The following is a 26,318-nucleotide window of genomic DNA, read 5'->3' on the forward strand; positions in this document are numbered from 1 at the left end:
TTGTGAGGTCGGCGCCCGCTACTGCTTGCGGGCGCCGACTTCCTCTGGTTGGGGCGGGGTGTTCGACCGCTGCCGCCGGTGCCGCAGCCACTGGATCAACTCGGCCACCCCGGCGAGGACCAGCGCGATCCCGAAGCCGAGCGCCAGGCCCTGGACCGGGTGGTCCTGGAAGGCCGCGCCACCGACGAACCCGAGCAGCGTCGTGTACGCCGCCCAGGAGAAGCAGGCCAGCGCGTCGAAGGCGGTGAACCGCGGTCGCGGATACCTGATCGCGCCCGTGGTGAGCGTGATCGCCGTCCGGCCGCCCGGGATGTAGCGGGCGATCACCAGCGCGATGCCGCCGTGCGCGTAGAGCAGGTGCCGTACCCGCTCGAAGGTCCGGGCCCGGCGGGTCCCCTCGGGTATCCGCCGGATGATGTTCTCGCCGCCGGCCCGCCCGATGAGGTACGAGATGTGGTCGCCCAGCATGGCGCCGGCACCGCCGGCGAGGATGACGAGCAGGACGTTGGGCCGCCCGCTGGCGGCAAACACCCCAGCGGTGATCAGGGTTGCTTCGCTGGGAACAATCGGAAGAAAAGCATCAAGAGCGGCGAGCGCGAAAACCACGCCATATACCCACGGCGACGTGACGAACGGATCAAGGGAATCGAAGAAGCCATCCATGCCGAGACGATCGTGGTAGCTGAGCCGGGCTCTTGATCGTCAAAGCCTATCCGCGGATGTGCCGATCACCCAGTGCCGATGATCACCGTTGCCGCAGGCCGAGGGACCTCAGCTCGAGCGCGGCCAGGGCATCCACAGTGGAGTCGTCGTTGGCCCGCCAGGACTCGGCGACGTCGGGGCCGAGTTTGGCCAGCTTGCTCAGCGGCTGGGTGGCCAGCGCGCGCAGGGCCAGCAGGTCGCGGCCGGCCGGCGACTTTCGGACCCGGGACGCCGCGCCGGCCCGGCGCATCCAGCGGACCCGCAGCGGCAGCCACAGCAGCAGTACGAACAGGATCGGCACGACCGCGGTGATGATCGCGAGGGCCAGGGCCAGGTTGCCGACCACGTCCTGCTGCGACTGGCCCGCCTCGGCGACCGCGCGGGCGGCGTCGGCCGCCTTGCCGAACGGCTCGGTCAACTGGTCGCCGACCAGCGGGACCTTGCCGACCTTGCCGCCCGCGTCGGCCAGGTTGTCGGCCAGCGCGCTGCCGGCACCCTCCAGCTTCTGGCCGGGCACGCCCAGCTTCTGCACCTGGTCCTGCAACCACAGCGCGGCGCGGATCCAGGCGTAGACCCACGCGATCACGAGCAGGTCGGTGACGACCTGGAACAGGAACCGGGGGAAACGGTCGGCGTAAATCTTCACGCGCTCAGCGTCCCCTAACCGGGGCGCCGCCGCACGTCAGCAGTTCTGGCAGGTGCCGAAGATTTCCAGGGTGTGGCTGACGTCGGTGAAGCCGTGCTTGGCCGCGACCCGGTCGGCCCAGTTCTCGACCGCGGGCCCCTCGACCTCGACGGTCGAACCGCAGGAGCGGCAGACCAGGTGGTGGTGATGCCCCTCGCTGCAGCGGCGGTAGAGGTGCTCGCCGCCCGGTGGGCGCATCACGTCGATCTCGCCGGCGTCGGCCAGCCCCTGCAGCGTGCGGTAGACGGTGGTCAGGCCGACCCGCTCGCCGCGGTCGCGCAGCATCGAGTGCAGTTCCTGCGCGCTGTGGAAGCCTTCGACCGAACCCAGCAGCGTGCTGACCGCGCGCCGCTGGTGTGTGTTGCGCAACGCACCGGCCTCACTGGTCATGATGCCTCCCGGGCGTGGCTGACCGCGTCGGCCACGATGTGGGCGATGTGCTCGTCGACAAGGGAGTACGCGATCTCCCGCCCCCGCCGCGAACCGCGCACGATGCCGGCGCCGCGCAGCACCCGCAGGTGTTGGGACACCAGCGGTTGGGCCGCGCCCAGCGACTCGACCAGTTCGTGCACGCACCGTTCGCCGGTGCCGAGTTCGGTGACGATCGCGACCCGGATCGGTGCCGCCAGGGCGCGCAGGAGTTCGCCTGCCCGCTCGTACGACTCGTAGCCGTTGCCCGCCGTCATACCGGAACCGTAGCTCAGCACCGGATCAGCTCCGGTCCAGGACGACCTCGGGTGGCTCCGCGTCGGCGGGGACCGGCCGGCCCGGTCCACGGTCGGGCCGGCCGGCGCGCAGGGCCGCGCGTTTTCGCACCGCCCGGGTGGCGGCCACGGCGACCGCGACGATCAGGAAGCCGGCGATGGCCAGGATCACGATCGTCGCGCCCAGGGCGGTGTCGATCTCCCAGGCCAGCCAGACCCCGGAGCCGGCAGCCGTGACGCCGAGCACCATCGCGAGGCCCATCGTGGCGACGAAGCCGCGGGCCACCTGTTGCGCGGTCGCGACCGGCACCACCATCAGCGCGCTGACCAGCAGCAGGCCGACCGCCCGCATGGAGATCGTCACGGTGACCGCGGTCAGCACCGCGACCAGCAGGTTCAGCGCCCGCACCGGCAGGCCGGAGACCCGGGCGTACTCCTCGTCGTGGCTGGCCGCGAACAGCGCCGGGCGCAGGCCCAGGGCCAGGCCGAGCACCACCGCGCCGAGGACCACGATCAGGATCAGGTCGGACCGGGAGGTGGTGGCCAGCGACCCGAACAGGTAGGTCATCAGGTTGGCGTTGCTGCGACTCCCGGACAGGCCGACCAGCATGACGCCGCCGGCTATGCCGCCGTAGAAGAGCAGCGCGAGCGCCACGTCGCCGGAGGTGCGGCCGCGCTCGCGGATCAGTTCGATGGCGATCGCGCCGACCGCCGACACGACCACCGCCGTGAGCACCGGTGACTTGTCGAGCAGCAGGCCGACGCCGACGCCGGTCAGCGCGACGTGGCCGACCCCGTCGCCGATCAGCGACATCCGCCGCTGCACGAGGTAGATGCCGAGCGCGGGCGCGGTCAGGCCGATCACCACGGCGCCGATGAACGCCCGGATCATGAATTCGTTGGCGAAGATGCTCATGCTCCCCACATCCCGGCCCGCTCCTCGTGCGCGTGCGGATGGACGTGGTCGTGCCCGGGGTCGGCGTGGTGGCCGGCCGGTTCCGGCACGGCGCCCTGGTGTGCGACCTCGCCGTGGTGCACGACGACGCAGCGGGTGATCAGCGGCTGCAGCGGGCCGAGTTCGTGCGCGACCAGCAGCACGGTGCCGCCACCGGCGACGAAGTCGCCCAGCGCGCCGGCGAACGCGGCCTGGCTGGTGGCGTCGACCCCGGCAGTCGGCTCGTCGAGGACCAGCAACTCGGGACGGCCGGCCAGCGCCCGGGCGATCAGCGTGCGCTGCTGCTGGCCGCCGGAGAGGCTGGCGACCGGGTCGGCGGCCCGGTCGGCCAGCCCGACCGCGTCGAGCGCGGCGGCCACAGCGGCCCGGTCGGCGGCGCGCGGCGGGCGGAAGATGCCCCGGCGGGCGACCAGGCCGGAGCCGACGACCTCGGCCACGGTGGCGGGCACGCCGGTGCCGGCGCCGATCCGCTGCGGCACGTACCCGATCCGCTCCCAGCGCTTGAACTTCCGGTCGCCGAACAGGGTGATCTCACCGGCGCTCAGCGGCACCAGCCGCAGGATCGAGCGGACCAGCGTCGACTTGCCGGAGCCGTTGGCGCCGAGGATCGCGGCCACGTCGCCGCGCTGGACGGTGAGCGAGACGCCGCGCAGCACGATCCGCTCGTCGTAGCCGACGACGGCATTGGTGACCTCGACGACCGGTGTGCTCATGTGCAGTCCAGGGCGGTGCGGAGGGTGGTCAGGTTGGCGCGCATGATCGAAAAGTAGTCGCCGGTCGCGCCGGGTTGCAGGCCCTCGATGGGGTCGAGCACCGCGGTCTTCGCGCCCACCTCGTGCGCGATCGTGTCGGCGACCTTGGGGCTGACCAGCGTCTCGAAGAAGATCGTGGTGGCGCCGTGCTCCCGCGCCTCCTGGGCGACGGCGGCCAGTCGCTGCGGCGCCGGCTCGGTGTCGGGGGTCACCCCGGTCAGCCCGACCTGCTCCAGGTGGTAGCGCTGGGCGAGATAGCCGAAGGCGGCGTGCCCGGTCACCAGCTCGCGCCGCTGGCAGTTGGCCAGCCCGGCCGCGAACTGCTGGTCGAGACCGGTCAGCGCGGTGCGCAGCCGGGCGGCGTTGGCGGTGTAGTCGGCCGCGTGATCGGGGTCGGCGGCGGCGAGCCGGTCGGCGACCTGCTGGCCGATCGTGGCGAGCCGGGTGGGGTCGAGCCAGACGTGCGGGTCGGTGCTCCCGTCACTGTGGCCGGTCTCACCCTCGTGCACGTGATCGCTATCGCCGGCCGCGAGCAGCGGGACCGCCCCGCCGACGTCGAAGGCGCGGTCGCCGCCCACCTGGTCGACGGCGTCGTCCACCGCCGGCTGGAAGCCCTTGAGGTAGACGATCACCTTGGCGTCGGAGACCCGGCCGACCTGGCGGGCGCTGAGCTCCAGGTCATGTGGCTCGGCACCGGGCTTGGCCAGGTTGGTCACCGCGACGTGGGCGCCGCCGACCTGCTCGCTGACGAACTGCAGGGGGTAGAACGCGGCCACCACGTCGACCTTGCCGGCCGCGGCGGCCGAGCCGGTGGTGCACGCCCCCACGCCGGTCACCGCGAGTGCGGCGAGACCGGCGATGACCGCGGAGACGGTTCGGCGGCGGCGCATGTCCACAACTGTCTCCGACAATGAAAATTATTGTCAAAAACGCATGGATTCGCGTACGGCCTAAAGGATCTTGATGATGGCGATGCCGATGAGGGCCGTGAGCAGCACGAGACGCAGGAGGCGGGTCGGCGGCGTCTGCACCGACCAGGTCATCCGGATCAGCGCGATCATGCCCGCGGCGAGCGCGAGCAGCAGCACGCCGCCGACGATGCCCGGCAGGAACAGCCCGGCCAGCACGACCACCAGGGCGCCCAGGAACGCCCGGGTCGGGTTGACCCGGGCCAGGCGCTCGGCCCGGGCGGGCTGCGTAGGCTGCATGCCGACACTCTACGAGGAGGTTCGGTCGTGCTCGTCGTCAACCGGTTCGTGGTGGCCGAGGAGGCCGCCGACGGGTTCACCGAGCGGGCCCACGCCGCCCTGGCGGCCCTGGCCGCCTGTCGGGGCTACCGGTCCGGGCAACTGGCCCGCGGGCTCGACGACCCGACCGCCTGGACCCTGGTCACCGAGTGGGAATCGGTCGGCACCTACCGGCGGGCGCTGGGCGCGTTCGACGTGAAGGTGCACGCCAGCCCGCTGCTGGCCGAGTCACTCGACGAACCGTCGGCGTTCGAGCCGCTGGCCAGCGCCGAGCCCGGCGGCGAAGTGGTGATCCGGGCCAGCGACCGGTCGGTAGGCCCCGGCCGGTGAGCCGGCTCGCATTATTCTGGCGAACATGAACCCGATGCCCGGCCCGCCGGAGATCCCGCCCGGCCCGCACTCGGGTTACGACACGCCGGCGCCCGACTCGCCGGCACCCGCACCCGGCGGGTCGCCGCTGTTCACCGGGCCGCCCCCGCCGCCGCAAGGCCCCGGCGTCGTCCCGCCGTTCGCCGCGCCGCCCACCGAGGGCCGCACCATGCGGCTCTGGTTCGGGCTCGGCGCGGCCGGCCTGTTCCTGCTGCTGTGCTGCGGCGGCGGCGCGGTCGCCCTGAGCGGCCTGACCATCTTCGGCGTCCAGGCGCTCGACGAGCGGGCCCGGGTCGCCGCCACCGACTACGTCTCGGCGCTCGAGCGCTCCGAGTACGCCCAGGCCTACTCGCTGCTCTGCGAAGGCCAGCAGGCCCGGCAGACCGCGACCGAGTTCGCCCGCGAGCAGGCCCGGGCGCCCCGGATCTCGTCGTTCGTGGTCCGCAAGACCGAGATGGTCACCTCGATCGTGGTGCCGGTCGACCTCGTCTACGCCTCCGGTTCGTCGTCGACGGTGAAGTTCGTGATGGAGCAGGACACCGGGACCGGCGATTTCGAGGTGTGCGGCACCACCGACTAATCTCGGTCTGGTCGCCGGGCGGGTAACCGTACCGTCGGGCGATCGTTTGTGTGTCTGTCCCTTTGAGCCCCCGCCGACCGCCAGCCGGCGTAGGAGGAAACCCATGCCAGCCGATCGCATCGACGCCATCGTCAGCCTCGCCAAGCGGCGCGGTTTCGTCTTCCCCTCCAGCGAGATCTACGGAGGCACGCGGTCGGCGTGGGATTACGGCCCCCTCGGCGTCGAGCTCAAGGAGAACGTGCGCCGGCAGTGGTGGCAGCGGATGGTCCAGGAGCGCGACGACATCGTCGGCCTCGACTCCGCCGTGGTCCTCTCGCGTGACGTGTGGGCAGCCTCCGGCCACCTCGGCGAGTTCGTCGACCCGCTGACCGAGTGCCAGTCGTGCCACAAGCGGTTCCGCGCCGACCACCTCGAAGAGGCGTTCGAAGCCAAGCACGAGCGCCCGCCGACCGGCCTGTCCGAGATCAACTGCCCGAACTGCGGCGTCAAGGGCGCGTTCACCGAGCCGCGGATGTTCAACGGCCTGATGAAGACCTACCTCGGCCCGGTCGAGAACGAGGAGGGCCTGCACTACCTGCGGCCCGAGACCGCGCAGGGCATCTTCATCAACTACAACAACGTGGCGACCGCAGCGCGCAAGAAGCCGCCGTTCGGCGTGGCCCAGGTCGGCAAGTCGTTCCGCAACGAGATCACTCCGGGCAACTTCATCTTCCGGACCCGCGAGTTCGAGCAGATGGAGATGGAGTTCTTCGTCGAGCCCGGCACCGACGAGAAGTGGCACGAATACTGGCTCCAGGAGCGCTGGAACTGGTACCGCGACCTCGGCCTGTCCGAGGCCAACCTGCGCTTCTACGAGCACCCCAAAGAGAAGCTGTCGCACTATTCGAAGCGCACCGTCGACATCGAATACCGCTTCCAGTTCGGCGGCACCGAGTTCGCCGAGCTCGAGGGCATCGCCAACCGCACCGATTTCGACCTGACCACCCACTCCAAGCACTCGGGCGTCGACCTGTCCTACTTCGACCCCGAGAAGAAGGAACGCTGGGTGCCCTACGTGATCGAGCCCGCCGCCGGCCTGACCCGGGCCGTGCTGGCGTTCCTGCTCGAGGCCTACGACGAGGACGAGGCGCCCAACACCAAGGGCGGCGTCGACAAGCGCACGGTGATGCGCTTCGACAAGCGGCTCGCGCCGGTCAAGGTCGCCGTGCTGCCGCTGTCGCGCAACCCGGAGCTGTCGCCGAAGGCCCGCGACCTGGCCGCCCGGCTGCGCAAGCGCTGGGTGGTCGAGTTCGACGACTCGCAGGCCATCGGCCGCCGTTACCGCCGGCAGGACGAGATCGGCACGCCCTACTGCGTCACGGTCGACTTCGACACGCTGACCGACGACGCGGTGACGGTTCGCGACCGCGACACGATGACCCAGGAGCGCATCCCGCTCGAGGCGATCGAACGCTACCTGCTCGACCGCCTCTAGCGTTCCGGCCGAAGGAAGGGCGGCACCGCCTCGTCGTGGTACTCACCGCGGCGGTGTGCGCGGTCGTGGCCGGCAGCCGTTCCTACACCGCGATCGCCGAGTAGGTCGCTCGACCTGGGCGATGTGGTCATCGCCGCCGACGCCTGGCGCTGCCGGCGGCGGAGCAGGCACGGCGACAACACCGTTCGTCCTCGGACCTCGGCGCCTTGGCGCCTGAACACTTCCCCGCCTGATTGGCAATGTCAGGTTGGAAGCGTTTGCAGAGGAGGGCCATGGCTTCGGACGCGGAGTTGATAGGCCGGTCGCTGGATGACGATGTCGACGCCTTCGTGGAGGTGGTCGAGCGTCACGAGGCCGCCGTCGGTTCCTACCTCGCTCGCCGGGCAGGGCGCGATGCGGCTGAGGACCTGCTGGGCGAGGTCTGGGTTGCGGCGTTCGAGTCGCGGCGAAAGTACGACCAGTCGTACGACGATGCCCGGCCGTGGCTGTACGGGGTGGCCTTGAATCGCTTGCGTCGCTACTGGCGGTCCCGGCCGGCCGAGGACCTGGTCGGAGACGTGACGGAGCTGGCTACTGGATGGGATCCGTGGTCTGCGGTGGACCTCGGCGTGGACACCCGGGCGGTACTCCGGTCGGCTCTGCTGCGGCTCAAGCCCGAAGAGCGGGAGGTCCTGAGGCTCGTCGCCTGGGAGGACCTGACCGCAGCCGACGCCGCGCGGGCGCTCGGCATGCCGGCCGGCACCGCGCGGCGGCTGCTGAGCCAGGCCAGGACGGCATTGCGCGACGCGCCGGGGGTCTCCGCGCTTCTGAAGGATCGCAACAGCGCGAAGGAGAGGCACCGATGACCGACGAACTCGATCTGATCGGTGAGTTGGGCAGCGCAGAACCACTGCGCCCGGAGGCGTATCAGCGGGCGCGGGCGGTGCTGCGGGCGGCGATGGCCGACCCCGGAACCGTGCGGTTGCTGGGCCCGATATCAGCGGAGGACACGACTATGGAGACGACTTCGACCATGGAAACGACGACGACCACGCGCGAACACGAATCCGGCCCGGCGATTCAGCGCCGCCGCGGGATCAGTACTTTGAGCCGGTTCGGCATCGGCGCCGGGGTGGGGGTTGCCGCGGCCGCGGCGGTCGTCGCTGTGGTGCTCAACTCGTCGGGGACCGGGGGCGCGGTGGCCGGCAAGGATTCGTCGGCCCCCGCCTCAGGGTCGGCCACCGTCGACGGGTCCACCGACCGCGCGCCGCTGATGACTCTGGCCGGGTCCATCAAGACGGCCACCCCGTCGGCGGGTGACGCGTGGCTGGTGAAAGCGACTCAGGTCCACGGCACCAAGACCATGCAGGTCGTCTACACGCTCTACACCGACGGTCGCTCGATCTACACCGGCAACAGCGTGAAGGACATCAAGCGTGCGATCACCAGCCACCAGGACCAGATGAACGCCGGCGGCTACGCTCCGCTCCTCAGGGCGGCCGTCGCCGCGGCGGACAGCAGCCCGGCCGACGGCCGCACCCAGATACTCAAAGCAGCCAAGGACCCGCTGGTCGGCCTCGACCCCGTGGCGCAGAAGGCGGAGTGGGACAGGGAGCAGGCGGCCGCCCAGGCGATCATCAAGCAGAAGGGCGGCGACGCCAAGCCGAAGCCCTACAGCCCCGCGGCCGTCCAGCAGCACCTCGACAACGCCCTGTGGACGTACAGCACCGAAGCGCTGTCCGCCGGCGGCGGCAACACGCAGGTCCGGGCCGGTGTGCTGCGTCTGCTGTCCACCATCTCCGCGGTCAGCGTCACGAACTCGACCACCGACGGCAAGGCCACGCTGACGATCACCGCTGGCCCCCAGCTGTTCGGCGGCGAGGGCGGCGAGGTGCTGACCATTGACGCCAAGACCGGCATGCTGGTCAAGGACGTGTCCACCATGCCGGGCCTTCCCGAGGCCGCCACGACGTACGAATCCTCCCGGGTGACGACGGCCCGCCTCTAGGCGGTTGCTCGGCCGCGACAGGGGCCCTGTCACTGTCCTTTGTCGATGGCCGCGCAGCCGAGCGGCGTACGCCGGTAACGGATCTCGTGCCGGTGCCGTTCGCCGACGACGAAGCCGGCGTCGCGCAGCACGGTCAGGTGCTGTGAGACGGTGGCCGGCGCCAGCGCGTGCCGGCGTGCGAGGGCGGTGGTGGTCGCGGGCGCGGACAAACCGATGAGCAGGGCTGCCCTGGTACGCCCGATCAGGCGGCCCAGGGCCTCGTCGGGTGTGCCGCTGATCTGCTGCCAGAGCGTGCCCGACCCGCGCGCCGGGTAGATGACGGTTGGCTGCCACGGCTCGTCGAGCACGACGACGACCTGGTCCCACTTGAACGCGCTGGGCAACAGCACGAGCCCTTGGCCGGCGAGGTCACGGTGGTCGTCGTCGCCGTACGCGCGGATCAGGGTGTTGTCCTGCCAGCGCAGCGTGGGGTGCAGTTCGGCGAACAGCCGGTCGAGGCCGCCCTCGGCCAGGCGGCGGCTCTGGAAGCCGATGTCGGCGTCGAGCAGGGCGCGGACCCGGGGCCAGACGGGTTCGACGAGCGCGTGCCAGGCGGTGCGGATCAGGCCGGTCAGTGTGTCGAGGGCCGCTGCTGGGTCGTGTCGGAGAAGTCGGCCGGTCTCGCTGTCCGCCGCTCCCGGCGTGTCGCCGAGGGATCGGGCGATCTCGGCGGCCACCCGGTCGGGCGGGGTGGCGGCGATCCGGGCCAGGTCGTCGTCGAAGGTGGCGGCCGCCTCGGTCGGTGGCGGTGACAGGAAGTCGGGGGTGTAGCCGCGTCGGGGCTGCAGCAGGGTGATCGGCCGCAGGTCGATGCCGTCGAGCCGGCCGGCGGCGGCGTCGAGCCACTTCTGGTGTTGCCCCGGCGCCTCGTGCGGCAGCGTGAGCCGGACCGCCGACAGCGTCTCGAAGGCAGGCGAGATCGCGAACCGGCAGCGCAACAGGTCGGCGGCGCTGAACCGCAGCGTCGCGGCGATGGCTCGGCTCCTCTCCGCTGGGTGATTCGGCCCTGGCCGAATCAGTGGTGCGCAGCCTAGCAACTCGCGCACCATGATCCGCATGACGACGCAGACGTGGGAGCAGCGGGTCGCCGACCTGTGGGCGGCGATGGACAGCTACGCCGAGGACGATTTCGTGGCCCGGATCGGCGCGCTCGCCGACGAACTCGGCCCTGGCAACGCGGTGGGTGATTTCGAGCGGGCCGCGGCCCTCGACTCGACCGGGCACTCGGATCGCGCCGTCCCGCTCTACCGGCAGGCGCTCGCGGTCGGCCTGACCGGGCTCCGGCGCCGCCGGGCGGTCATCCAGCTTGCCAGTTCGTTGCGCAACCTCGGCCAGGCGTCGGAGAGCGTGGCCCTGCTGACGGCCGAACGGGAAGCCGGGAGCGACGAACTCGACGACGCGGTGCTCGGATTTCTGGCACTGGCCCTGGTCGACGTCGGCCGGGAGCGGGAGGCGGCGTCGCTGGCGCTGGGAGCACTCGCGCCGCACCTGCCCCGCTACCAACGCTCGATGGCCAACTACGCCCGGCTGCTCGTCGACGAGCGGTAACCCGGACTGCTTGGGTCGTGGGTCGCCAGCCTGACCCGCAGCGGTCTGGATCGACATCGGGCCCCGGCTCGGGTGACGGACCTACGCGCGGATGCGGTCCAGGAGGGACCGGCCGGTCAGGTCGCGTTCGGCCGCGAGCAGGTAGGCGACGGGGGAGGACCTGGCCCGCGTGCGGTGCGCGAAGACCCGGCCCGCGAGGTAGGGCAGGACCGTCAGCGCGACCGCCGTTCCCGCCACCGCCAGTTGGCCGCCGGCCGCCGCCGCCGCGCCGCCCACCAGCGTCCCGGCCGCGGCGGGGACGTCGACCTTGAGGCCGAGCACGCCGACGGTCGACTCGATGCCCATCCCGCGCAACGCACCCCGCAGGTCGTCGAGGTGCGGCCGGGTCTTCTCGCGGTAGAGGGCCTCGAGATGGGCGCGGGCGACCGCGGGGCTCTCGACGGCGGCGACCTGGGCGAGTTCCGTCGCCAGGCCGGCCACGTGCGCGCGGAACGCCGACAGCTCGGCGACATGCCGCTCGCGGAAGGCGATCAGCTTCCCGACGGGCACCGCGTCGAGGGTGGTGGGGCGGATGACGGCGTCGAGGGCCAGGTGGAGGTAGGCCACGTCGGGCTCGTCGCGCGACGGCGTCGGTGACCTGGCACCGAGCAGCACCTCGACGGCCTGGTCGAGGGCGCCGACGGCGCGGTGCATGCGGGCGTCGTCGGTCGCCGGTGAGAGCAGGTTGGCGCTGGCGACCGCGTCGGCGAGGCAGGCCGTGTAGACCGCGCCCAACGTCGGGTGCAGGCCGAGCCAGGTCCCGTTGGTCCGTTCGCGTTGGACGGCCAGGCCCGCGTCCACCAGGGCGTCCCGGAGGATGGCGGTGACCTTGGTGAGGTGCGGACCGGTGTAGATCCAGAACCTTGACGAGTCCGAGCCGCCGTCGGGCAGCTGCGACGGCGGCATCCGGAACTCATGCTGCGGCGCCTCGACGCCGTAGCGTTCGGCGAGCTGGTCGCGGTGGTTGCTGACGATCTCCAGGAACGTGGTCGCGACGCGGTGCAGCACGGGCCGCGCCGGGACGACGTCGGTCAGGAAGTCGGTCTCCGCCGCGATCCGCCGCACCGCGTCGCTGTCGCGGTCGAAGATCGCCGTGGACCGGATCCGGACCACGCCGTCCCAGGTGAGCAGCGCCAGCTTGACCCAGTTGTCCGACTGGAAGTGCATCCACGGGTAGTAGAGCGCCAGCGCACCCATCAGAACTCGAAGCCACCCGGGCGGGCGTTGCGGTCGGCGATCAGGCCGGCGAGCGTGGCCACGGCGATTTCAGCGGGCGTACGCGAGCCGATGTTGAGCCCGATCGGCCGGTGCACGCGGGCGATCTCGTCGTCGGGGACGCCCAAGTCGCGCAGCGCCTTGACGTGTGGGCCCTCGTGGTGCGGGTTGCCCATCAGCCCGATCCATCGGGTCTGGCCGGCGAGCGCATCGCGCAGCAGCGTGCCGAGCTCGCCCCGGTGGTGGTCGCAGACCACGACGTCGGTGTTGCTGTCGAGGCCCGCCGCGTCCACAGTGGCCACCGCCCCGACGACGGTGCGGTCCAGCTTGGTCGGGTCGGGCTCGACGAGCACCGTGTTGTAGCCGAGGTCGGCCGCGTAACGCAGCAGTTGCGCCGACATCGGCGAGGCGAAGATGGCGACCAGCGTCTTGGGCTCGTCGCGGGGTGCCGGCGCCTCGCCATGGGCGACGGCGCAGGAGGCGTCATGCACGTGGTCGGTCACGCCTATGACTCTGCCACGACCACCTCGCCCTCGGTGACTGCCGCGAGCCGGCGGCGGCCGGCCGGGGACAGCGACCCGAACGGCGTCACCGTGACCGTGCCGGCCCGCCGCCGCCAGATGCCGGCCACGATGCCGTCGACGAGCAGCACACCGGGGTTGGCGGTGGGCCGCCAGACCCGCTTGCGGTCGGCGGCCTCGGGCACGAGCAATGTGCGGTCGCCGAGTTCGAGCACCGGGTCGTTGGGCGGCAGCAGCCACACGGCCCGCGGGCCCGGCGCCGTGCGGGCCGCGGCCAGGTCGTCGGGATGCAGGTAGAGCCGGCGCCCGGCGACCGAGACCGGCACCACCTCGGCCAGCGCCCACCACCGGCGCGCGGCGGAAGGGGACAGGCCCAGCCAGCCGGCGAGGCCGTCGCGGTCGGTCGGGCCGGCATAGCGGAGGAACCGCCGGACCAACTCCCGTCGAGCCGCATCGACGTCTGGAAGGCCGCCGAGAAGCGGGCCGGACACGAAATCGGCCGAGCCGTCGCCGTTGGGCAGCAGGCGCAGCCCGGCGGGGAGCGACGCCAGCCGGAACAGCGCGTCGGCGACGTGATCGGCGCCGCAGCGCTCACAGAACGGCCGCAGCCGCGCGTCGACCGTGCCACGAAGCGCACTCGACAGCTCACCCTTGCTCCGCCGCACCCCGTCGCCCATCACCGCCGCCATCGCGCCGGCCACCTCGTCGAGGGCGGCCCCGACCGACCCGGAAAGGCCCGCGAAGAACGGCCCGAAGGCCTGTTTGCGCAGGTCGCCCTGTTCATCTGGGCGCAGCGCGGCGGCCAGCGCGGGCAGGTCGGCGGCCCAATGCAGGTGCATCGCGCCGCGGGCGCCGTGCACGAGCGCGAGCCCGTCGCCGGCCATCGCGCCGCGGGCGCCGTCCGCGAGCCCGTCGCCGGCCACGACCGCGCCGCGGGCGCCGTGCGCGAGCCCGTCGCCGGCCACGACCGCGCCGCGGGCGCCGTGCGCGAGCCCGTCGTCGGCCACCACCACGCCGCGGACGGCCAGGGCCTGGTGGGCGCTCGTACCCGGTGGCGTGTCCTGAATGCCGACCTCGAGAACGCCGCCGCCACCGTGCACGGCGACCCGATGGGCAGCGACGGCGGCGGTGCTGAGCTGTGCGTCAGCCATGAGGGCAGGATGCCTCGCGGGTACGACAACGTACGCTCGAAGGCGTGTCGCTCACCCTCGGACCGCACCTGGTCGACCCGCCGGTGGTCCTGGCCCCGATGGCCGGGATCACCAACGTGGCGTTCCGGCAACTCTGCCGTGAGCAGGGCGGCGGCCTCTACGTCTGCGAGATGATCACGACGCGGGCGCTGGTGGAGCGCAACCCCAAGACCTTGAAGATGATCGCCTTCGGCGGTGACGAGCGCCCGCGCAGCCTCCAGCTCTACGGCGTCGACCCCGACGTGACCGCCGCCGCGGTGCGGATGATCGTCGCGGAGGACCTGGCCGACCACGTCGACCTCAACTTCGGCTGCCCGGTCCCGAAGGTCACCCGCAAGGGCGGCGGCGCGGCCCTGCCCTGGCGCCGGCACCTGTTCGCCCGCCTGGTCCGCGCGGCCGTCGACGCCGCCGGCGGCGCGGTGCCGGTCACGGTCAAGATGCGCAAGGGCATCGACGACGACCACCTGACGTACGTGGAAGCCGGCCTGGCCGCCCAGGACGCCGGCGTGGCGGCGGTGGCGCTGCACGCCCGCACGGCGGCCCAGCGCTATTCGGGCACCGCTGACTGGGAGTCGATCGCCACGTTGAAGCAGGCGCTCGACGTGCCGGTCCTCGGCAACGGCGACATCTGGGAGGCCGAAGACGCTCTCCGGATGGTCGACCAGACCGGCGCCGACGGCGTCGTCGTCGGCCGCGGCTGCCTCGGCCGCCCGTGGCTGTTCGCCGACCTGGAGGCCGCGTTCGCCGGCCGCCCGACCCGGAAGCTGCCGACGCTGGGCGAGGTCGCCCACGTCCTGCGCCGGCACGCCGAGTTGCTCACCGACGCGTTCGGCAGCGAGCGCGACGCCTGCGTCGACATCCGCAAGCACGTCGCCTGGTATCTGAAGGGCTTCCCGGTCGGCGCCGAACTGCGCCGCAGCCTGGCCATGGTCTCGACCCTGGCCGAACTCGACGACCTGCTCGGCAAGCTCGACGCAGACACCCCGTTCCCCCTGGAAACGCTGGGCCAACCCCGCGGCCGCACCAACGCACCGGGCAAGGTCCACCTCCCGGACGGCTGGCTGGCCTCCCGCGACACCGACCTGGTCCCCGAGGGCGCGGAGATGGCCGACTCGGGCGGGTAGGCGAGTGCCCAGGGTGCAAGCCCTGGGCACCAAACACATCTCAGGCGTACGCCGGTGCCGGCTCTGCCTGTCGGGCCGAGGCCCGCACCCGGCGCGCGCTGCGCAGGATGCTGATGCTCACCGCCAGCGTCCACAGGCTCCAGACCGCGCCCATGGTGGCCGTCGTGCCCCAGCCCTGTGCGCTGTAGAAGTCGGCCGCGTCGTCGCCGAAGAAGACCGCCGGGACGAAGGCCAGGTTGATCACGGCCAGGACGTACGCCGAGCGGCCCACCCACGACGGCAGGAAGCGCAGCCGGGTGACCACGATGCCGAGGGTGATCAGGAACAGGGCCATCAGCAGGCGGGAGATGCCGCCCTGCAGCAGGTACTGCGCTGCCGCGAAGGGCCCCTCCGTGGTCGTGTCGATGTCGTGGTCGACCGAGATCGCGGCGCCGACCTCCATCGACTGCGGCACGAAGACCATCGCCACCCAGAGCACGCCCGCCGTCTGCAGGACCGTGGCCGCCCAGTCGTAGCGCGGGTCGACGCCCAGGACCAGATGCCGCAGGCCGGTGAAGAAGACGAGGTAGACCGTGCAGCCCACGCAGCCGATCAAGCTCCGGGTGAGGATGTTCGAGTCCGGCGGGGCACCGGAGTAGAGGAAGTAGAGCGGCACCTGGGCGACGATGAACAGGCTGGCCACGATGCCGAAGATGCCGACTGACCTGCGGGTTGCTGCCTCGCTCATGGCGGGGTCCTTCCACGAGAGGTTCGAAACGAGACGTCTCGTCTCGCCGTAGCCAGACACTAAGCCCGCCGCGACCCACGAGTCAAGACGTCTCGTCTCGCCGAGTTGCTATGATCGACGCCATGACCCAGCCCAACCAGGAACGACGCAGCGATCGAGCCCGGTCGGCGATCCTGGCCGCGGCGCTCGACCTGTGCCGGGAGCAGGGGCTGGCCCGCACGACGATGGAGGAGATCGCCAAGAAGGCGCAGGTCGGCAAGCAGACGATCTATCGCTGGTGGCCCTCGAAGGCTGCGGTCCTGCTGGAGGCCGTCAACGAGCTCGCCGGCCGGGCGACCGACTTCCCGGACACCGGCGACCTCTACGCCGACCTGCACACCCAGATGACCGGCGTGGCCACGCTGCTGTCCAGCCCCCGGCTGTCGCCTTACCTCAGCCTGATCGGCGCGGCCCAGGACGATCCGGACGTGGCGAAGTCATTTCTCGACGCGATCATCCTGCCCCGCGTCCAGGCGGCCCGCGAACGGCTGCGCCGGGCCCAGGAGCAGGGCCAACTCCGCGCCGACGTCGACCTCGAAGACGTGGTCGAGCTGCTCTACGGCCCGTTCTACTACCGCGCCCTGATCCGCACCCGACCGGTCACGCTGGCCCAGGTCGACGACGTCCTGGAGCTGGTTCGACGCGGCCTCAACCCACCCGCGCCGGTGGGGTAATTTCGTTCGGGCGGCAAGAGCGAGAAAACGGGCGAAGGGGCGACAGTGGCGCAGGCAATCGAGTCGGACTGGGTGGCGCGGTTCGCCGACGAGGTGATCGCTGAAGCCGACCGGCGGGCGCCCGGCAAGCCGATCGTGTGCGCGAGCGGCCTGAGCCCGTCCGGCCCGGTGCACCTGGGCAACCAGCGCGAGCTGATGACGCCGCACCTGGTCGCCGACGAGATCCGGCGCCGCGGCCGCGAGGTCCGCCACCTGCTCTCCTGGGACGACTTCGACCGGTTCCGCAAGGTCCCGGCCGGGATCGACCCGTCCTGGGCCGAGCACATCGGCAAGCCGCTGACCGCGGTCCCGGCGCCGGCCGGCAGCGAATACCCCAACTGGGCCGAGCACTTCAAGGCGCCGCTGATGGCCGCCATGACCCGGCTCGGCATCGAGGTCACGCCGATCAGCCAGACCGCGATGTACACCTCCGGTGCCTACCGGGCGCAGATCCTGCACGCGATGAGCCAGCGCGCCAAGATCGACGAGGTGCTGGGCCGCTACCGCACGAAGAAGAAGCCGGGCAAGGCCGTGACCAACCCCGACGAGCTTGCGGCCGTCGAGGGCTCCGGCGCGGCGAGCGAGGAAGACGGCGGCACCGCGAGCGGCTACTACCCCTACAAGCCCTACTGCGCCGACTGCGGCAAGGACACGACAACCGTCACGGCGTACGACGACGCGACCACCGCGCTGACCTACACCTGCGCCTGCGGCCACACCGAGACCGTGCTGCTGAACGAGTTCAACTACGGCAAGCTGGTCTGGAAGGTCGACTGGCCGATGCGCTGGGCCTACGAGGGCGTGCTGTTCGAGCCCAGCGGCGTCGACCACAGCTCGCCCGGCTCCAGTTTCGTGGTCGGCAGCCAACTCGTCCGCGAGGTGTTCGGCGCCGAGCCGCCGATCGGCCCGATGTACGCCTTCGTCGGCATCAAGGGCATGGCCAAGATGAGCAGCTCGCGCGGCGGGGTGCCGACCGCGGCCGACGCGCTGGAGATCATGGAGCCGCCGCTGCTGCGTTGGCTCTACGCCCGCCGCCGGCCCAACCAGTCCTTCGACATCGCGTTCGACCAGGAGGTCCAGCGGCTCTACGACGAGTGGGACGGGCTCACCGCGCGGGTCGAGAACGGCACGGCCACCAGCGGCGACGTCGCCGCCTACGGGCGCAGCGCCAGCACCGCCGCCGGGCCGCTGCCGCTGACGCCGCGCGCGGTGCCCTACCGCACCCTGGCCTCCATCGTCGACATCACCACCGGCAACGACGACCAGACGCTGCGGATCCTGCGCGACCTCGACCCGGCCGACCCGGTCAAGGACCTCGACGAGACCCGGCCCCGGCTCGACTGCGCCAGCAACTGGGTGCGCACCCAGCTCACCCCCGACGAGCGCACCCGGGTCCGTGAGGAGCCCGACGCGGTGCTGCTCGGCGGCATCGACGACGACCAGCGCCAGGCGCTGCGGATGCTGCGCGACGGGCTCGACGACAACTGGTCGCTGGCCGGGCTGACGACGCTCGTCTACGGCGTACCCAAGCAGCTGCTCGGCCTTCCCTCGGACGTGAAGCCGACCCCGGAGCTCAAGGTCGCCCAGCGGTCGTTCTTCGCCCTGCTCTACCGCCTCCTGATCGGCAAGGAGACCGGCCCGCGGCTGCCCACGCTGTTGCTGGCCACGGGTGCCGACCGGGTCCGGGCACTGCTCGGCGGGTCGTAGGCTCGAAGCAGGGGAGGGCACCGCGCCGGCCGACGTGAGGAGGTCGTCCGATGAAGGGCAGCGTGACCCATTTCGAGATCCCGGCCGACGACGTAGCGCGCGCCGAGCGCTTCTACGCCGAGTCCTTCGGCTGGAACATCCAGGACATGCCCGAGATGTCGTACGCGATGCTGGGCACCACGCCGAGCGGGCAGGACGGGCGTCCGAAGGACCCCGGCGCGATCAACGGCGGGATGATGAAGCGCAGCGGCATGTTCAAGACGCCGGTGGTCACGATCGACGTCGACGACATCGACGCCGCCCTCGCCACGGTCGAGAAGAACGGCGGGAAGACCCGGATGGGCCGGCAGGCGGTCGGCGAGATGGGCTTCACGGGCTACTTCTCCGACACCGAGGGCAACCTGATCGGGCTGTGGCAGTCCGCATAGTGGCGTGCGTGGATTTGCTCGGGAAAACGCTCCCACCACCGTCCGTGTGCGTAGCGTTGTGCTGATAGTCACCGAGGGCTCCCAACCGGCCTGGAACCTCGCTTAACCTGCGCCCACGGTGGGAATGGGTAACTGAGTGGTCGTTCAGTGTTGAGCGCGCGGGAGGACTCCGGTGACAAAGTTCGTCTATGACTTCGCGGAAGGGAACAAGGACCTCCGCGACCTGCTCGGCGGCAAGGGCGCCAACCTGGCCGAGATGACCAACATCGGCTTGCCGGTGCCGCCCGGGTTCACGATCACCACGGAGGCCTGCCGGGCCTACCTCGACTCGGGGCAGCAGCCGGAGGGCCTGGCGGACGAGATCGCCAAGCACCTCGACGCCCTCGAGTCGGCGATGGGCCGCAAGCTGGGCGAGCCCGGCGACCCGCTGCTGGTCTCGGTGCGCTCCGGCGCGGCGTTCTCGATGCCCGGCATGATGGAGACGGTCCTCAACGTCGGGCTCAACGACGCGTCCGTCGACGGGCTGTCCCGGCAGGCCGGCGGCAACGACCGGTTCGCCTGGGACTCCTACCGGCGGCTGATCCAGATGTTCGGCAAGACGGTCTGCGACGTGCCGGGCGACGAGTTCGAACACGCGATCGACGCGGCCAAGCAGAGCAAGGGCACGGAGAACGACCTCGATCTGGACGCCGACGACCTGCGTACCCTGGTCGGCTCGTTCAAGAAGATCTTCGCCAAGCACACCGGGCGTGACTTCCCGCAGGACCCGAAGGAGCAGCTCGACCTGGCGATCCGCGCGGTCTTCGAGTCGTGGAACGCCGACCGCGCGGTGCTTTACCGCCGGCAGGAGCGGATCCCGACCGACCTGGGCACCGCGGTCAACGTGGTGGCGATGGTCTTCGGCAACCTCGGCTCCGACTCCGGCACCGGCGTCGCCTTCACCCGCGACCCGGCCTCGGGGGCGCAGGGCGTCTACGGCGACTACCTGGCCAACGCACAGGGCGAAGACGTGGTCGCCGGCATCCGCAACACCGTGCCACTGCAAGACCTGGAAAAGCTCGACCAGACGTCGTACGCGGACCTGATGCGGATCATGACCACGTTGGAGGAGCACTACAAGGACCTCTGCGACATCGAGTTCACCATCGAGCGCGGCAAGCTCTGGATGCTGCAGACCCGGGTCGGCAAGCGCACGGCCGCGGCCGCGTTCATCATCGCCAACCAGCTCGTCGACGAGGGCGTGATCGACCTCGACGAGGCGATGCACCGGGTCACGGGGGCGCAACTGGCCCAGCTGATGTTCCCCCGCTTCGACCTGTCCAGCAATCCGGGCCAGCTCGCCAAGGGCGTCGGCGCCTCGCCCGGCGCGGCCGTCGGCAAGGTCGTCTTCGACGCGCAGACGGCCAAGGAGATGGCGGCCGGCGGTGACGACGTGATCCTGGTGCGCCGCGAGACCAACCCCGACGACCTGCCCGGCATGATCGCCGCACAGGGCATCCTGACCTCCCGCGGCGGCAAGACCAGCCATGCGGCCGTGGTCGCCCGGGGGATGGGCAAGACCTGCGTCTGCGGCGCCGACACGCTCGACGTCGACGTGCGCGGCAAGAAGTTCGCGGTCAACGGCACCACGGTCGCCGAGGGCGACGTGATTTCCATCGACGGCACCACCGGGAAGATCTACCTCGGCGAGGTGCCGGTGCAGCCCTCCGAGGTGGTCCGCTACTTCGAGGGCACGCTCGACCCGGAGCAGGCCGACGACCACCTGGTCACCGCCGTCCACCGGATCATGTCGCACGCCGACGCCCGGCGCCGGCTCGCGGTGCGGGCCAACAGCGACACCGGCACCGACTCGGCGCGGGCCCGCCGGTTCGGCGCGCAGGGGATCGGGCTGTGCCGCACCGAGCACATGTTCCTGGGCGACCGGCGGGAGCTGGTCGAGCGGCTGATCCTGGCCAACACCCCGCCCGAGCGGGAAGCCGCGCTGGCCGAACTGCTCCCGTTGCAGCGGGCCGACTTCGTCGAGATCTTCCGCGAGATGGACGGGCTGCCGGTCACCATCCGGCTGATCGACCCGCCGCTGCACGAGTTCCTGCCGTCGCTGGAGGAGCTCGCGGTGCACGTCGCGGTCGCGCACGAGCGGGGCGAAGACGCCGGCCGCGACGAGAAGCTGCTGGCCGCCGTGCGCCGGATGCACGAGCAGAACCCGATGCTGGGCCTGCGCGGTGTGCGGCTCGGCCTGGTCATCCCGGGCCTGTTCGCGATGCAGGTGCGCGCGATCGTCGAGGCCGCGGTCGAACGGGCCAAGGCCGGCGGCGCGCCCAAGCCCGAGATCATGGTGCCGCTGGTCGGCGCCGTGCAGGAGCTGGAGACGGTGCGCACCGAGGCCGAGCGGATCATCGCCGAGGTGGTCGCCGACAGCGGCGTCGAGGTGCTCATCGGCACGATGATCGAGGTGCCGCGCGCCGCGCTGACCGCGGGCCAGATCGCCGAGGCGGCCCAGTTCTTCTCCTTCGGCACCAACGACCTGACCCAGATGTCGTGGGGCTTCAGCCGTGACGACGTCGAGGGCGCGTTCTTCTGGCGCTATCTGGAACTGGGCATCTTCGGCATCTCGCCGTTCGAGTCGATCGACCGCGACGGCGTCGGCCGGCTGATCCGGATCGCGATCGACGAGGGCCGGGCCGCCCGTCCCGATCTCAAGCTGGGCGTCTGCGGCGAGCACGGCGGTGACCCCGACTCGGTGCACTTCTTCCACGAGGTCGGCCTCGACTACGTGTCGTGCTCACCGTTCCGGGTGCCGATCGCCCGCCTCGAGGCCGGCCGCGCCGCCGTCGAGACGGGCGGCTCGGACAGCCGCTGAGCCCGGCGCGCCGCGCCCACCACCTCCCATGGCGGGCGCGGCGTGCGAGGGGACGGCCTAGAGCTCCATCTCCGCTTCGATCTTGCGGAGCTGGTGGCGGGCCATCGCCAGGTTGGCGCGGCTGCGCTGCAATGCGATGTAGAGGAACAGGCCCTTGCCGGCCCGACCGGTCAGCAGCCGGATCAGGTGGTATTGCGTGTCGAGGCTGATCAGGATGTCCTCGATGCCCTCCTTGAGCCCGAGCATCTCGAGCGTGCGCAGCTTCGCCCGCACCACATCCGTGTTGCCGGCCGCGGCGACCGTGAGGTCGAGGTCTTTTCCTCCGCCCACCACGCCCAGCGACATGCCGCTGGTGTAGTCGACGAGCGCGACACCGATGGCGCCTTCGATCGTCATGCACTCTTTGAGTGCGGTGTCCATGTCAGTCATGAGCCTGTCCTCCGTTGGGTTCGGGCCTGCGGCCCAGGCCGTCGAAGCCGACGACGGCCGGGGGCCGGTGTTCAGGACCGGGCGGCGCTGGGTCGGCCCGATCCGGTGGTGCGGGTGTTGCGGCGGGGCAGCGGTTCGCGCGCCGGCGGCGCCGGTGGCGGGTTGCCGCCGGCGGGTGACCGCCCCGGGGGTTGGGCGGCGAGCGTCTCGACGAGAGCGCCGAGCCGTTGCGCCACGACGCGGGAGGTGCGGTGCACCAGGGCCAGGTTGGCCTGGGGCATGGCGACGACGGTCAACAGCGCGCCGGCGCCGGCGACGTAGCTGACCAGGCAACCGCCGTCGGCCTGGATGACCGTCTCGCGGTGGATGCCGAGGCCGACCGTCTCCGCGAAGCGCCGGCCGAGGCCGACCGTCGCCGCGGCCATCGCGGCGACCGTGTCGGGCTCGACCCGGTCGACGTCACTGGCGATGAGCAGCCCGTCGGGGCCGGCCAGGACCGACCCGACCACGTCTGGGACCTCGCGCAGCGTGCGTAGTGCGGCGGCGATCGCGTGATCGGTGTCCACTGGCGGTCTCTCCTTCGGTCTGGGTGTCGGCGGCCGGCAGTGCCGGCGGGCCGCGGCTCATCGCAGCGCCTTGAGCGCCGTGCGGATTCGCTTGAGTAGCGCCTCGTCGGCCGGGACGGGCGGTGGGGAGGTGCTCTCGGGCGGGTCCGGGAGGACAGGTAGTCGTTCGCCCGGCGCCCGCCGCGGCAATGCGGGCAGCGCACCGGGTGGGGCCGGCGGCGCCGGGACGGAGGCGCGGATGGGTGGGGCGGCGCCGTCTGGCTCGGCCGGGGCGCGGCGCCGGGGCACCTCGACCCGGGCCCTGGTGGCGGGCTCGGCGACCCGTGGCGGCGCGCCGCGCGAGGGCCGCTCGTCGCGTCCACTGTGTATCGGCAGCGGCAGGGCGCCGGCGGGCAGCGCGACCAGGCCGCTGGCGGCGAGCCTGCGGACCTCGGTGAGCACGGCGTAGCCGGCACGGCCGAGCGCGCGGGCGATGGCGGTCGGCGCGAGCGAGCCGTCGGCGCGGCCGACGATCTCCCACTGCAGCGCGGAGAGCACCACCCGCGGCGTGGGTGGGCGGCGGATCGGCAGCAGCGGGGCGTGGTCGAGCCCGGGCTCGGGGTAGATCTCGTCGAGCAGCTTGCGCCGGCGGGCCGACTCCTTGCTCAGCACGGCGGCCTCGACCGAGGTGACCGCGCCCATGCCGTGTGTCTCGCCGTCGACGAAGCGCAACACCGCGCTGGCCGAACCGAGCGCGAAGTAGGCGGCGTCGTAGATCGCGCCGAGCACGCACAGCTCGAGCTCGCCGTGCGTGAGGTGGCCCTGCTGGACCAGCCAGGCGCCGGGCCGCACGTCGGCCTTGCCGGCCGCGCCGCCCCGGGCCAGCGCGGCCAGCCAGGTCTGCTCGGCCAGCCGGCCGGACGCGGTGAGCAGGTCGCCGATGCCGGGGGAGCTGCCCGACTCGGCGAAGACCACCTCGCCGGCGAACAGGTAGAGGCAGTCGTCGGTGCCGATGTGCAGCGCGCCGGTCGCGCCGGCGGTGGCGAGCTGGGTCAGGGCGCGCCGTGGCGAGCCCGTGCGGGGGATCCGGACGGACTTGGCCAACGCTCCTCCTGACAGGTCGATTGCGACGGGCCTTTCGGATCTAGGGGACATGTCCGGGGCGGCCGAGGCCGCGTGCGGGTAGGTCACCGGGGTCGGTGGAGCGGCTAAGCCGCGACGAGGTCGTCGGCGAGGATGCGGATGCGCCGCTGAGCGACGGCCAGGTTGCCCTCGTGGCGGTCGAGCCACACGTAGAGCAGCAACCGGCTGTCGAAGTCGGTGCGGATCATCCGGAGCAGGTGGTAGCCACCGTGCGTCGTGATGACCACGTCTTCGACCAGGTCGTTGGGGCGCGTCGACGCGAAAGGTGCGCGGCTGGTCGCCGCGTGTATGACGTCGGACGAACCAGCGGCGGACGCGTCGGGGTCGCCGGTGGGCGCATTGCCCGCCCAGGCGAGCGCGAAACCGGTCGTGTAGTCGACCACGCTCGCCCCGATCGCGCCGGGGATGGTCATCGCCTGCCGGAGGCAGTCGTCTATGCCGGACACACGTGCTCCTCCACCCGGGTGTTGCCTCCCGCGTCCACTCCGGCCAGAGGGCGCACGAGAATCCCGGGTAACGGGTCGGGGCCGGCGGCTGCGCCGGCCATGACGATGTGCTTCCGCGAAACTACTCCGGGGCGAAGATCGTCCGCAGCTGTCTCACCCTCGGCGATCGGCCAGCAACTATGGACTGATCGGGTATTGCCAAACCGGGTCGAGATGGGCATGTGCCCCGCTGCGCCCTCATGGCCACCAAGGAGGGCGCACCGGCGATCGTGGGCGTAACCTGGCGGACACCTTGTCGTTCCCGTCCATCCGCGTGTCCGCATCGGAGGTCTTTCATGGGCAATCGCTGGGAGAACCTGGTGGTCGACGCGCGCGACCCGGCCCGGCTAGCCCGGTGGTGGGCCGAGGCGCTCAACTACCAGATCACCTACGAGAAGCCCGACGAGGTGGAGATCCGGCGGTTGCCCGACGAGGTGCCCGGCCTGATCTTCGTGCCGGTGCCCGAGGCCAAGGAGCGCAAGAACCGGCTGCACATCGACCTGCGCCCCGACGACCAGGAGGCCGAGGTCGAGCGGCTGGTCGACATGGGTGCGCGGCACGTCGACGTCGGCCAGTCGGCCGGCGCCGGCTGGATCGTGCTGGCCGATCCGGAGGGCAACGAGTTCTGCGTCCTGTCACCGAAACAGTAGGTTTAACCGTGTGATCACAGGCGACCCGGAGCGCTGGGTGCCCGAGCCGCCCAAGGACACCGGCGCGGGGCGTGGCCCGTTCGAGCGCGACCGGGCCCGGGTGCTGCACTCGGCGGCGTTCCGCCGGCTGGCGGCCAAGACCCAGGTGCACATGGCCGGCACCGACGACTTCCTGCGCACCCGGCTGACCCACTCGCTCGAGGTCGCCCAGATCGGCCGCGAGATGGGCGCCCGGCTCGGCTGCGACCCCGACGTGGTCGACGTGGCCGGGCTCGCACACGACCTCGGGCATCCGCCGTTCGGGCACAACGGCGAGGCCGCCCTCGACGAGTTGGCCCGCGCGTGCGGCGGCTTCGAGGGCAACGCGCAGACGCTGCGGGTGCTGACCCGGCTGGAGGCCAAGGTGCTCGGCGCCGGGCTCAACCTGACCCGGGCCTCGCTGGACGCCACCTGCAAATATCCCTGGCAGCGCCAGGAGGGTCGGCGCAAGTTCGGCGTCTACGCCGACGACCTGCCGGTCTTCGGGTGGTTGCGGCAGGCGGCGCCGGAGCCGGAGCGGCGCTGCCTGGAGGCCCAGGTGATGGACTGGGCCGACGACGTCGCCTACTCGGTGCACGACGTGGAGGACGGCATCCACGGCGGGTATGTGCGGGTGCGCCTGCTGATCGACGATGCCGACGAGCGCGCGGCGGTCTGCCGGGCGGCCGCCGACGCGTACTCGCCGGAGCCGCCCTCGGCGCTCGCGCCGGTGCTCGACGACCTACTCGCCGACCCGGCGCTGGTCTCGGTCGCCGACCACGACGGCAGCCAGCGGGCACAGGCCGCGCTCAAGGCGATGACCAGCGTGTTGACCGGCCGGTTCGTGGCGGCGGCGGTCGAGGCGACCCGGGCCGCGCACGGCGCCCGCGCGCTGCGCCGCTACGCCGCCGACCTGGTCGTGCCGCCGCTGATCAGGGCGCAGTGCGCGCTGCTCAAGGGCATCGCGCTGCGCTATGTGATGCGCCGGCCCGGCGCCCGGGACCGCTACGAGCGGCAGCGCGACGTGCTCACCGAACTCGCCGCGGTGCTGCTCGACCGGGCACCGGAGGGCCTCGACCCGGCGTTCTCGGCGCAATGGAAGGCGGCCGCCGACGACCCGGCCCGGCTGCGGGTGGTCATCGACCAGGTCGCGTCGTTGACCGACCCCTCGGCGGTCGAGTGGCACCACCGCCTGACGCGGTAGCTCAGTGCGCCGGGCCGACGTCGCGCAGGGCGAGCGCGCCCACCGCCTGGGCCCGCACCGCGAAGGCACCCGGGGTCAGCCGGACGCGTCTGGAGGGCTCCTGGTCGGCGCGTGCGCGGCCGCGACCGTGCCGGCGGCGGTTGATCCGGTTGAACAGCCGCTTGCGGTCGGCGTCGGCGATCAGGTCGCGCTGGTGGTCGTGGGCGATGGTGAGCATCAGGTCGGGGTGCTGATACATC

The 26,318-nt window shown here is 71.8% G+C and carries 31 protein-coding genes; 13 read left to right on the forward strand and 18 right to left on the reverse strand.

Annotation, left to right across the window (positions count from 1 at the left end; all coding sequences use genetic code 11):
- Positions 1–18: 18 nt before the first annotated feature.
- From AB0J74_RS14020 to AB0J74_RS14055, 8 genes are all read right to left on the reverse strand, one after another.
- Positions 19–663 (reverse strand): DedA family protein, encoded by a 645-nt coding sequence (locus AB0J74_RS14020; RefSeq protein WP_363448101.1) that lies wholly within the window; start codon positions 661–663, stop codon positions 19–21.
- An 82-nt stretch (positions 664–745) separates the two neighbouring features.
- Positions 746–1,348, reverse strand: a complete 603-nt coding sequence (locus tag AB0J74_RS14025) for a hypothetical protein (RefSeq protein WP_363448102.1) — start codon at positions 1,346–1,348, stop codon at positions 746–748.
- 36 nt (positions 1,349–1,384) lie between these two features.
- Positions 1,385–1,777, reverse strand: coding sequence for a Fur family transcriptional regulator (locus AB0J74_RS14030; RefSeq protein ID WP_363448103.1), 393 nt, complete (start codon positions 1,775–1,777; stop codon positions 1,385–1,387).
- Positions 1,774–2,073, reverse strand: a complete 300-nt coding sequence (locus tag AB0J74_RS14035; protein WP_363448104.1) for a metalloregulator ArsR/SmtB family transcription factor — start codon at positions 2,071–2,073, stop codon at positions 1,774–1,776. The genes AB0J74_RS14030 and AB0J74_RS14035 overlap by 4 nt, the downstream gene beginning before the upstream one ends.
- Positions 2,074–2,098: 25 nt before the next feature.
- The gene (locus tag AB0J74_RS14040; RefSeq protein ID WP_363448105.1) at positions 2,099–3,007 is read right to left on the reverse strand and encodes a metal ABC transporter permease; all 909 of its coding nucleotides are present in this window, start codon (positions 3,005–3,007) and stop codon (positions 2,099–2,101) included.
- Positions 3,004–3,759: an ATP-binding cassette domain-containing protein gene (locus AB0J74_RS14045; protein ID WP_363448106.1), complete on the reverse strand. Its 756-nt coding sequence runs from the start codon at positions 3,757–3,759 to the stop codon at positions 3,004–3,006. Before AB0J74_RS14045 ends, AB0J74_RS14040 begins: the two co-directional genes overlap by 4 nt.
- A complete protein-coding gene (locus tag AB0J74_RS14050) occupies positions 3,756–4,688 on the reverse strand; it encodes a zinc ABC transporter substrate-binding protein (protein WP_363448107.1) in 933 nt (310 codons plus the stop codon). Before AB0J74_RS14050 ends, AB0J74_RS14045 begins: the two co-directional genes overlap by 4 nt.
- Before the next feature lie 60 nt (positions 4,689–4,748).
- The gene (locus AB0J74_RS14055; protein ID WP_363448108.1) at positions 4,749–5,006 is read right to left on the reverse strand and encodes a hypothetical protein; all 258 of its coding nucleotides are present in this window, start codon (positions 5,004–5,006) and stop codon (positions 4,749–4,751) included.
- A 27-nt stretch (positions 5,007–5,033) separates the two neighbouring features.
- Here AB0J74_RS14055 and AB0J74_RS14060 point away from each other — a divergent pair, with 27 nt between their 5' ends.
- The 5 genes from AB0J74_RS14060 to AB0J74_RS14080 all read left to right on the forward strand — a co-directional run bounded on the left by AB0J74_RS14060 (position 5,034) and on the right by AB0J74_RS14080 (position 9,455).
- Entirely contained in the window at positions 5,034–5,375 is a 342-nt protein-coding gene (locus tag AB0J74_RS14060; RefSeq protein ID WP_363448110.1) for an antibiotic biosynthesis monooxygenase, read from the forward strand.
- Between the two features lie 25 nt (positions 5,376–5,400).
- Positions 5,401–5,994, forward strand: a complete 594-nt coding sequence (locus AB0J74_RS14065) for a hypothetical protein (RefSeq protein WP_363448111.1) — start codon at positions 5,401–5,403, stop codon at positions 5,992–5,994.
- A 103-nt stretch (positions 5,995–6,097) separates the two neighbouring features.
- Positions 6,098–7,468 carry a glycine--tRNA ligase gene (locus tag AB0J74_RS14070; RefSeq protein WP_363448112.1) on the forward strand — a complete coding sequence of 457 codons (1,371 nt, stop codon included), beginning with the start codon at positions 6,098–6,100 and terminating at the stop codon, positions 7,466–7,468.
- 272 nt (positions 7,469–7,740) lie between these two features.
- The gene (locus tag AB0J74_RS14075; RefSeq protein ID WP_363448113.1) at positions 7,741–8,313 is read left to right on the forward strand and encodes a sigma-70 family RNA polymerase sigma factor; all 573 of its coding nucleotides are present in this window, start codon (positions 7,741–7,743) and stop codon (positions 8,311–8,313) included.
- Positions 8,310–9,455, forward strand: coding sequence for a hypothetical protein (locus AB0J74_RS14080; RefSeq protein WP_363448115.1), 1,146 nt, complete (start codon positions 8,310–8,312; stop codon positions 9,453–9,455). The genes AB0J74_RS14075 and AB0J74_RS14080 overlap by 4 nt, the downstream gene beginning before the upstream one ends.
- Before the next feature lie 29 nt (positions 9,456–9,484).
- Here the strand turns inward: AB0J74_RS14080 and AB0J74_RS14085 are convergent, their stop codons facing one another.
- Entirely contained in the window at positions 9,485–10,552 is a 1,068-nt protein-coding gene (locus tag AB0J74_RS14085; RefSeq protein WP_363448116.1) for a DUF5937 family protein, read from the reverse strand.
- On the opposite strand from AB0J74_RS14085, the gene AB0J74_RS14090 reads away from it, so the two are divergent.
- On the forward strand, positions 10,551–11,042 hold the full coding sequence (locus tag AB0J74_RS14090) for a tetratricopeptide repeat protein (protein ID WP_363448117.1): 492 nt from the start codon (positions 10,551–10,553) through the stop codon (positions 11,040–11,042). The two genes, AB0J74_RS14085 and AB0J74_RS14090, sit on opposite strands and share 2 nt — an antisense overlap.
- Before the next feature lie 81 nt (positions 11,043–11,123).
- On the opposite strand, the gene AB0J74_RS14095 is transcribed toward AB0J74_RS14090, so the two are convergent.
- From AB0J74_RS14095 to AB0J74_RS14105, 3 genes are read right to left on the reverse strand one after another with little or no spacing between them, the layout of a single operon-like run.
- The gene (locus AB0J74_RS14095; protein WP_363448118.1) at positions 11,124–12,278 is read right to left on the reverse strand and encodes a DUF6236 family protein; all 1,155 of its coding nucleotides are present in this window, start codon (positions 12,276–12,278) and stop codon (positions 11,124–11,126) included.
- Positions 12,278–12,799, reverse strand: a complete 522-nt coding sequence (locus tag AB0J74_RS14100; protein ID WP_363448119.1) for an XdhC family protein — start codon at positions 12,797–12,799, stop codon at positions 12,278–12,280. Before AB0J74_RS14100 ends, AB0J74_RS14095 begins: the two co-directional genes overlap by 1 nt.
- Positions 12,800–12,801: 2 nt before the next feature.
- The gene (locus AB0J74_RS14105; protein WP_363448120.1) at positions 12,802–13,968 is read right to left on the reverse strand and encodes a crosslink repair DNA glycosylase YcaQ family protein; all 1,167 of its coding nucleotides are present in this window, start codon (positions 13,966–13,968) and stop codon (positions 12,802–12,804) included.
- A 44-nt stretch (positions 13,969–14,012) separates the two neighbouring features.
- Between AB0J74_RS14105 and dusB the strand changes: the two genes are divergently transcribed.
- A complete protein-coding gene (gene dusB, locus AB0J74_RS14110) occupies positions 14,013–15,131 on the forward strand; it encodes a tRNA dihydrouridine synthase DusB (protein WP_363448121.1) in 1,119 nt (372 codons plus the stop codon).
- Between the two features lie 40 nt (positions 15,132–15,171).
- On the opposite strand, the gene AB0J74_RS14115 is transcribed toward dusB, so the two are convergent.
- Positions 15,172–15,858 carry a hypothetical protein gene (locus AB0J74_RS14115; protein WP_363448122.1) on the reverse strand — a complete coding sequence of 229 codons (687 nt, stop codon included), beginning with the start codon at positions 15,856–15,858 and terminating at the stop codon, positions 15,172–15,174.
- 122 nt (positions 15,859–15,980) lie between these two features.
- On the opposite strand from AB0J74_RS14115, the gene AB0J74_RS14120 reads away from it, so the two are divergent.
- The 4 genes from AB0J74_RS14120 to ppdK all read left to right on the forward strand — a co-directional run bounded on the left by AB0J74_RS14120 (position 15,981) and on the right by ppdK (position 21,605).
- A complete protein-coding gene (locus AB0J74_RS14120; RefSeq protein WP_363448123.1) occupies positions 15,981–16,571 on the forward strand; it encodes a TetR/AcrR family transcriptional regulator in 591 nt (196 codons plus the stop codon).
- A gap of 45 nt (positions 16,572–16,616) precedes the next feature.
- A complete protein-coding gene (gene lysS / locus AB0J74_RS14125; protein WP_363448124.1) occupies positions 16,617–18,317 on the forward strand; it encodes a lysine--tRNA ligase in 1,701 nt (566 codons plus the stop codon).
- A gap of 50 nt (positions 18,318–18,367) precedes the next feature.
- The gene (locus AB0J74_RS14130) at positions 18,368–18,745 is read left to right on the forward strand and encodes a VOC family protein (protein WP_363448125.1); all 378 of its coding nucleotides are present in this window, start codon (positions 18,368–18,370) and stop codon (positions 18,743–18,745) included.
- A 172-nt stretch (positions 18,746–18,917) separates the two neighbouring features.
- A complete protein-coding gene (ppdK, locus tag AB0J74_RS14135; protein WP_363448126.1) occupies positions 18,918–21,605 on the forward strand; it encodes a pyruvate, phosphate dikinase in 2,688 nt (895 codons plus the stop codon).
- A 57-nt stretch (positions 21,606–21,662) separates the two neighbouring features.
- Here ppdK and AB0J74_RS14140 read toward each other — a convergent pair whose 3' ends face one another.
- From AB0J74_RS14140 to AB0J74_RS14155, 4 genes are all read right to left on the reverse strand, one after another.
- Entirely contained in the window at positions 21,663–22,034 is a 372-nt protein-coding gene (locus tag AB0J74_RS14140) for a hypothetical protein (protein WP_363448127.1), read from the reverse strand.
- A gap of 71 nt (positions 22,035–22,105) precedes the next feature.
- Positions 22,106–22,600: a roadblock/LC7 domain-containing protein gene (locus AB0J74_RS14145; protein ID WP_363448128.1), complete on the reverse strand. Its 495-nt coding sequence runs from the start codon at positions 22,598–22,600 to the stop codon at positions 22,106–22,108.
- Positions 22,601–22,657: 57 nt separating this feature from the next.
- Positions 22,658–23,683: an ADAM 12 protein gene (locus AB0J74_RS14150; RefSeq protein ID WP_363448129.1), complete on the reverse strand. Its 1,026-nt coding sequence runs from the start codon at positions 23,681–23,683 to the stop codon at positions 22,658–22,660.
- 104 nt (positions 23,684–23,787) lie between these two features.
- On the reverse strand, positions 23,788–24,168 hold the full coding sequence (locus AB0J74_RS14155; protein WP_116066072.1) for a hypothetical protein: 381 nt from the start codon (positions 24,166–24,168) through the stop codon (positions 23,788–23,790).
- A 335-nt stretch (positions 24,169–24,503) separates the two neighbouring features.
- Here AB0J74_RS14155 and AB0J74_RS14160 point away from each other — a divergent pair, with 335 nt between their 5' ends.
- A complete protein-coding gene (locus AB0J74_RS14160; RefSeq protein ID WP_363448131.1) occupies positions 24,504–24,857 on the forward strand; it encodes a VOC family protein in 354 nt (117 codons plus the stop codon).
- 10 nt (positions 24,858–24,867) lie between these two features.
- Positions 24,868–26,079, forward strand: a complete 1,212-nt coding sequence (locus AB0J74_RS14165; protein ID WP_363448133.1) for a deoxyguanosinetriphosphate triphosphohydrolase — start codon at positions 24,868–24,870, stop codon at positions 26,077–26,079.
- Position 26,080: 1 nt separating this feature from the next.
- Here the strand turns inward: AB0J74_RS14165 and AB0J74_RS14170 are convergent, their stop codons facing one another.
- Positions 26,081–26,317, reverse strand: a complete 237-nt coding sequence (locus AB0J74_RS14170) for a hypothetical protein (protein WP_363448135.1) — start codon at positions 26,315–26,317, stop codon at positions 26,081–26,083.
- Between the last annotated feature and the right edge of the window lies 1 nt (position 26,318).

It is taken from the genome of Asanoa sp. NPDC049573, assembly GCF_040676615.1.
Classification (GTDB): Bacteria; Actinomycetota; Actinomycetes; order Mycobacteriales; family Micromonosporaceae; genus Asanoa.

Coding starts and splice junctions, on each gene's coding strand:
- AB0J74_RS14020 (WP_363448101.1), bottom strand. CDS start 663: ATGGATGGCTTCTTCGATTCCCTTGATCCGTTCGTCACGTCGCCGTGG.
- AB0J74_RS14030 (WP_363448103.1), bottom strand. CDS start 1,777: ATGACCAGTGAGGCCGGTGCGTTGCGCAACACACACCAGCGGCGCGCG.
- AB0J74_RS14035 (WP_363448104.1), bottom strand. CDS start 2,073: ATGACGGCGGGCAACGGCTACGAGTCGTACGAGCGGGCAGGCGAACTC.
- AB0J74_RS14040 (WP_363448105.1), bottom strand. CDS start 3,007: ATGAGCATCTTCGCCAACGAATTCATGATCCGGGCGTTCATCGGCGCC.
- AB0J74_RS14045 (WP_363448106.1), bottom strand. CDS start 3,759: ATGAGCACACCGGTCGTCGAGGTCACCAATGCCGTCGTCGGCTACGAC.
- AB0J74_RS14050 (WP_363448107.1), bottom strand. CDS start 4,688: ATGCGCCGCCGCCGAACCGTCTCCGCGGTCATCGCCGGTCTCGCCGCA.
- AB0J74_RS14055 (WP_363448108.1), bottom strand. CDS start 5,006: ATGCAGCCTACGCAGCCCGCCCGGGCCGAGCGCCTGGCCCGGGTCAAC.
- AB0J74_RS14065 (WP_363448111.1), top strand. CDS start 5,401: ATGAACCCGATGCCCGGCCCGCCGGAGATCCCGCCCGGCCCGCACTCG.
- AB0J74_RS14070 (WP_363448112.1), top strand. CDS start 6,098: ATGCCAGCCGATCGCATCGACGCCATCGTCAGCCTCGCCAAGCGGCGC.
- AB0J74_RS14075 (WP_363448113.1), top strand. CDS start 7,741: ATGGCTTCGGACGCGGAGTTGATAGGCCGGTCGCTGGATGACGATGTC.
- AB0J74_RS14080 (WP_363448115.1), top strand. CDS start 8,310: ATGACCGACGAACTCGATCTGATCGGTGAGTTGGGCAGCGCAGAACCA.
- AB0J74_RS14090 (WP_363448117.1), top strand. CDS start 10,551: ATGACGACGCAGACGTGGGAGCAGCGGGTCGCCGACCTGTGGGCGGCG.
- AB0J74_RS14085 (WP_363448116.1), bottom strand. CDS start 10,552: ATGCGGATCATGGTGCGCGAGTTGCTAGGCTGCGCACCACTGATTCGG.
- AB0J74_RS14095 (WP_363448118.1), bottom strand. CDS start 12,278: ATGGGTGCGCTGGCGCTCTACTACCCGTGGATGCACTTCCAGTCGGAC.
- AB0J74_RS14105 (WP_363448120.1), bottom strand. CDS start 13,968: ATGGCTGACGCACAGCTCAGCACCGCCGCCGTCGCTGCCCATCGGGTC.
- AB0J74_RS14115 (WP_363448122.1), bottom strand. CDS start 15,858: ATGAGCGAGGCAGCAACCCGCAGGTCAGTCGGCATCTTCGGCATCGTG.
- AB0J74_RS14120 (WP_363448123.1), top strand. CDS start 15,981: ATGACCCAGCCCAACCAGGAACGACGCAGCGATCGAGCCCGGTCGGCG.
- AB0J74_RS14130 (WP_363448125.1), top strand. CDS start 18,368: ATGAAGGGCAGCGTGACCCATTTCGAGATCCCGGCCGACGACGTAGCG.
- AB0J74_RS14140 (WP_363448127.1), bottom strand. CDS start 22,034: ATGACTGACATGGACACCGCACTCAAAGAGTGCATGACGATCGAAGGC.
- AB0J74_RS14160 (WP_363448131.1), top strand. CDS start 24,504: ATGGGCAATCGCTGGGAGAACCTGGTGGTCGACGCGCGCGACCCGGCC.
- AB0J74_RS14170 (WP_363448135.1), bottom strand. CDS start 26,317: ATGTATCAGCACCCCGACCTGATGCTCACCATCGCCCACGACCACCAG.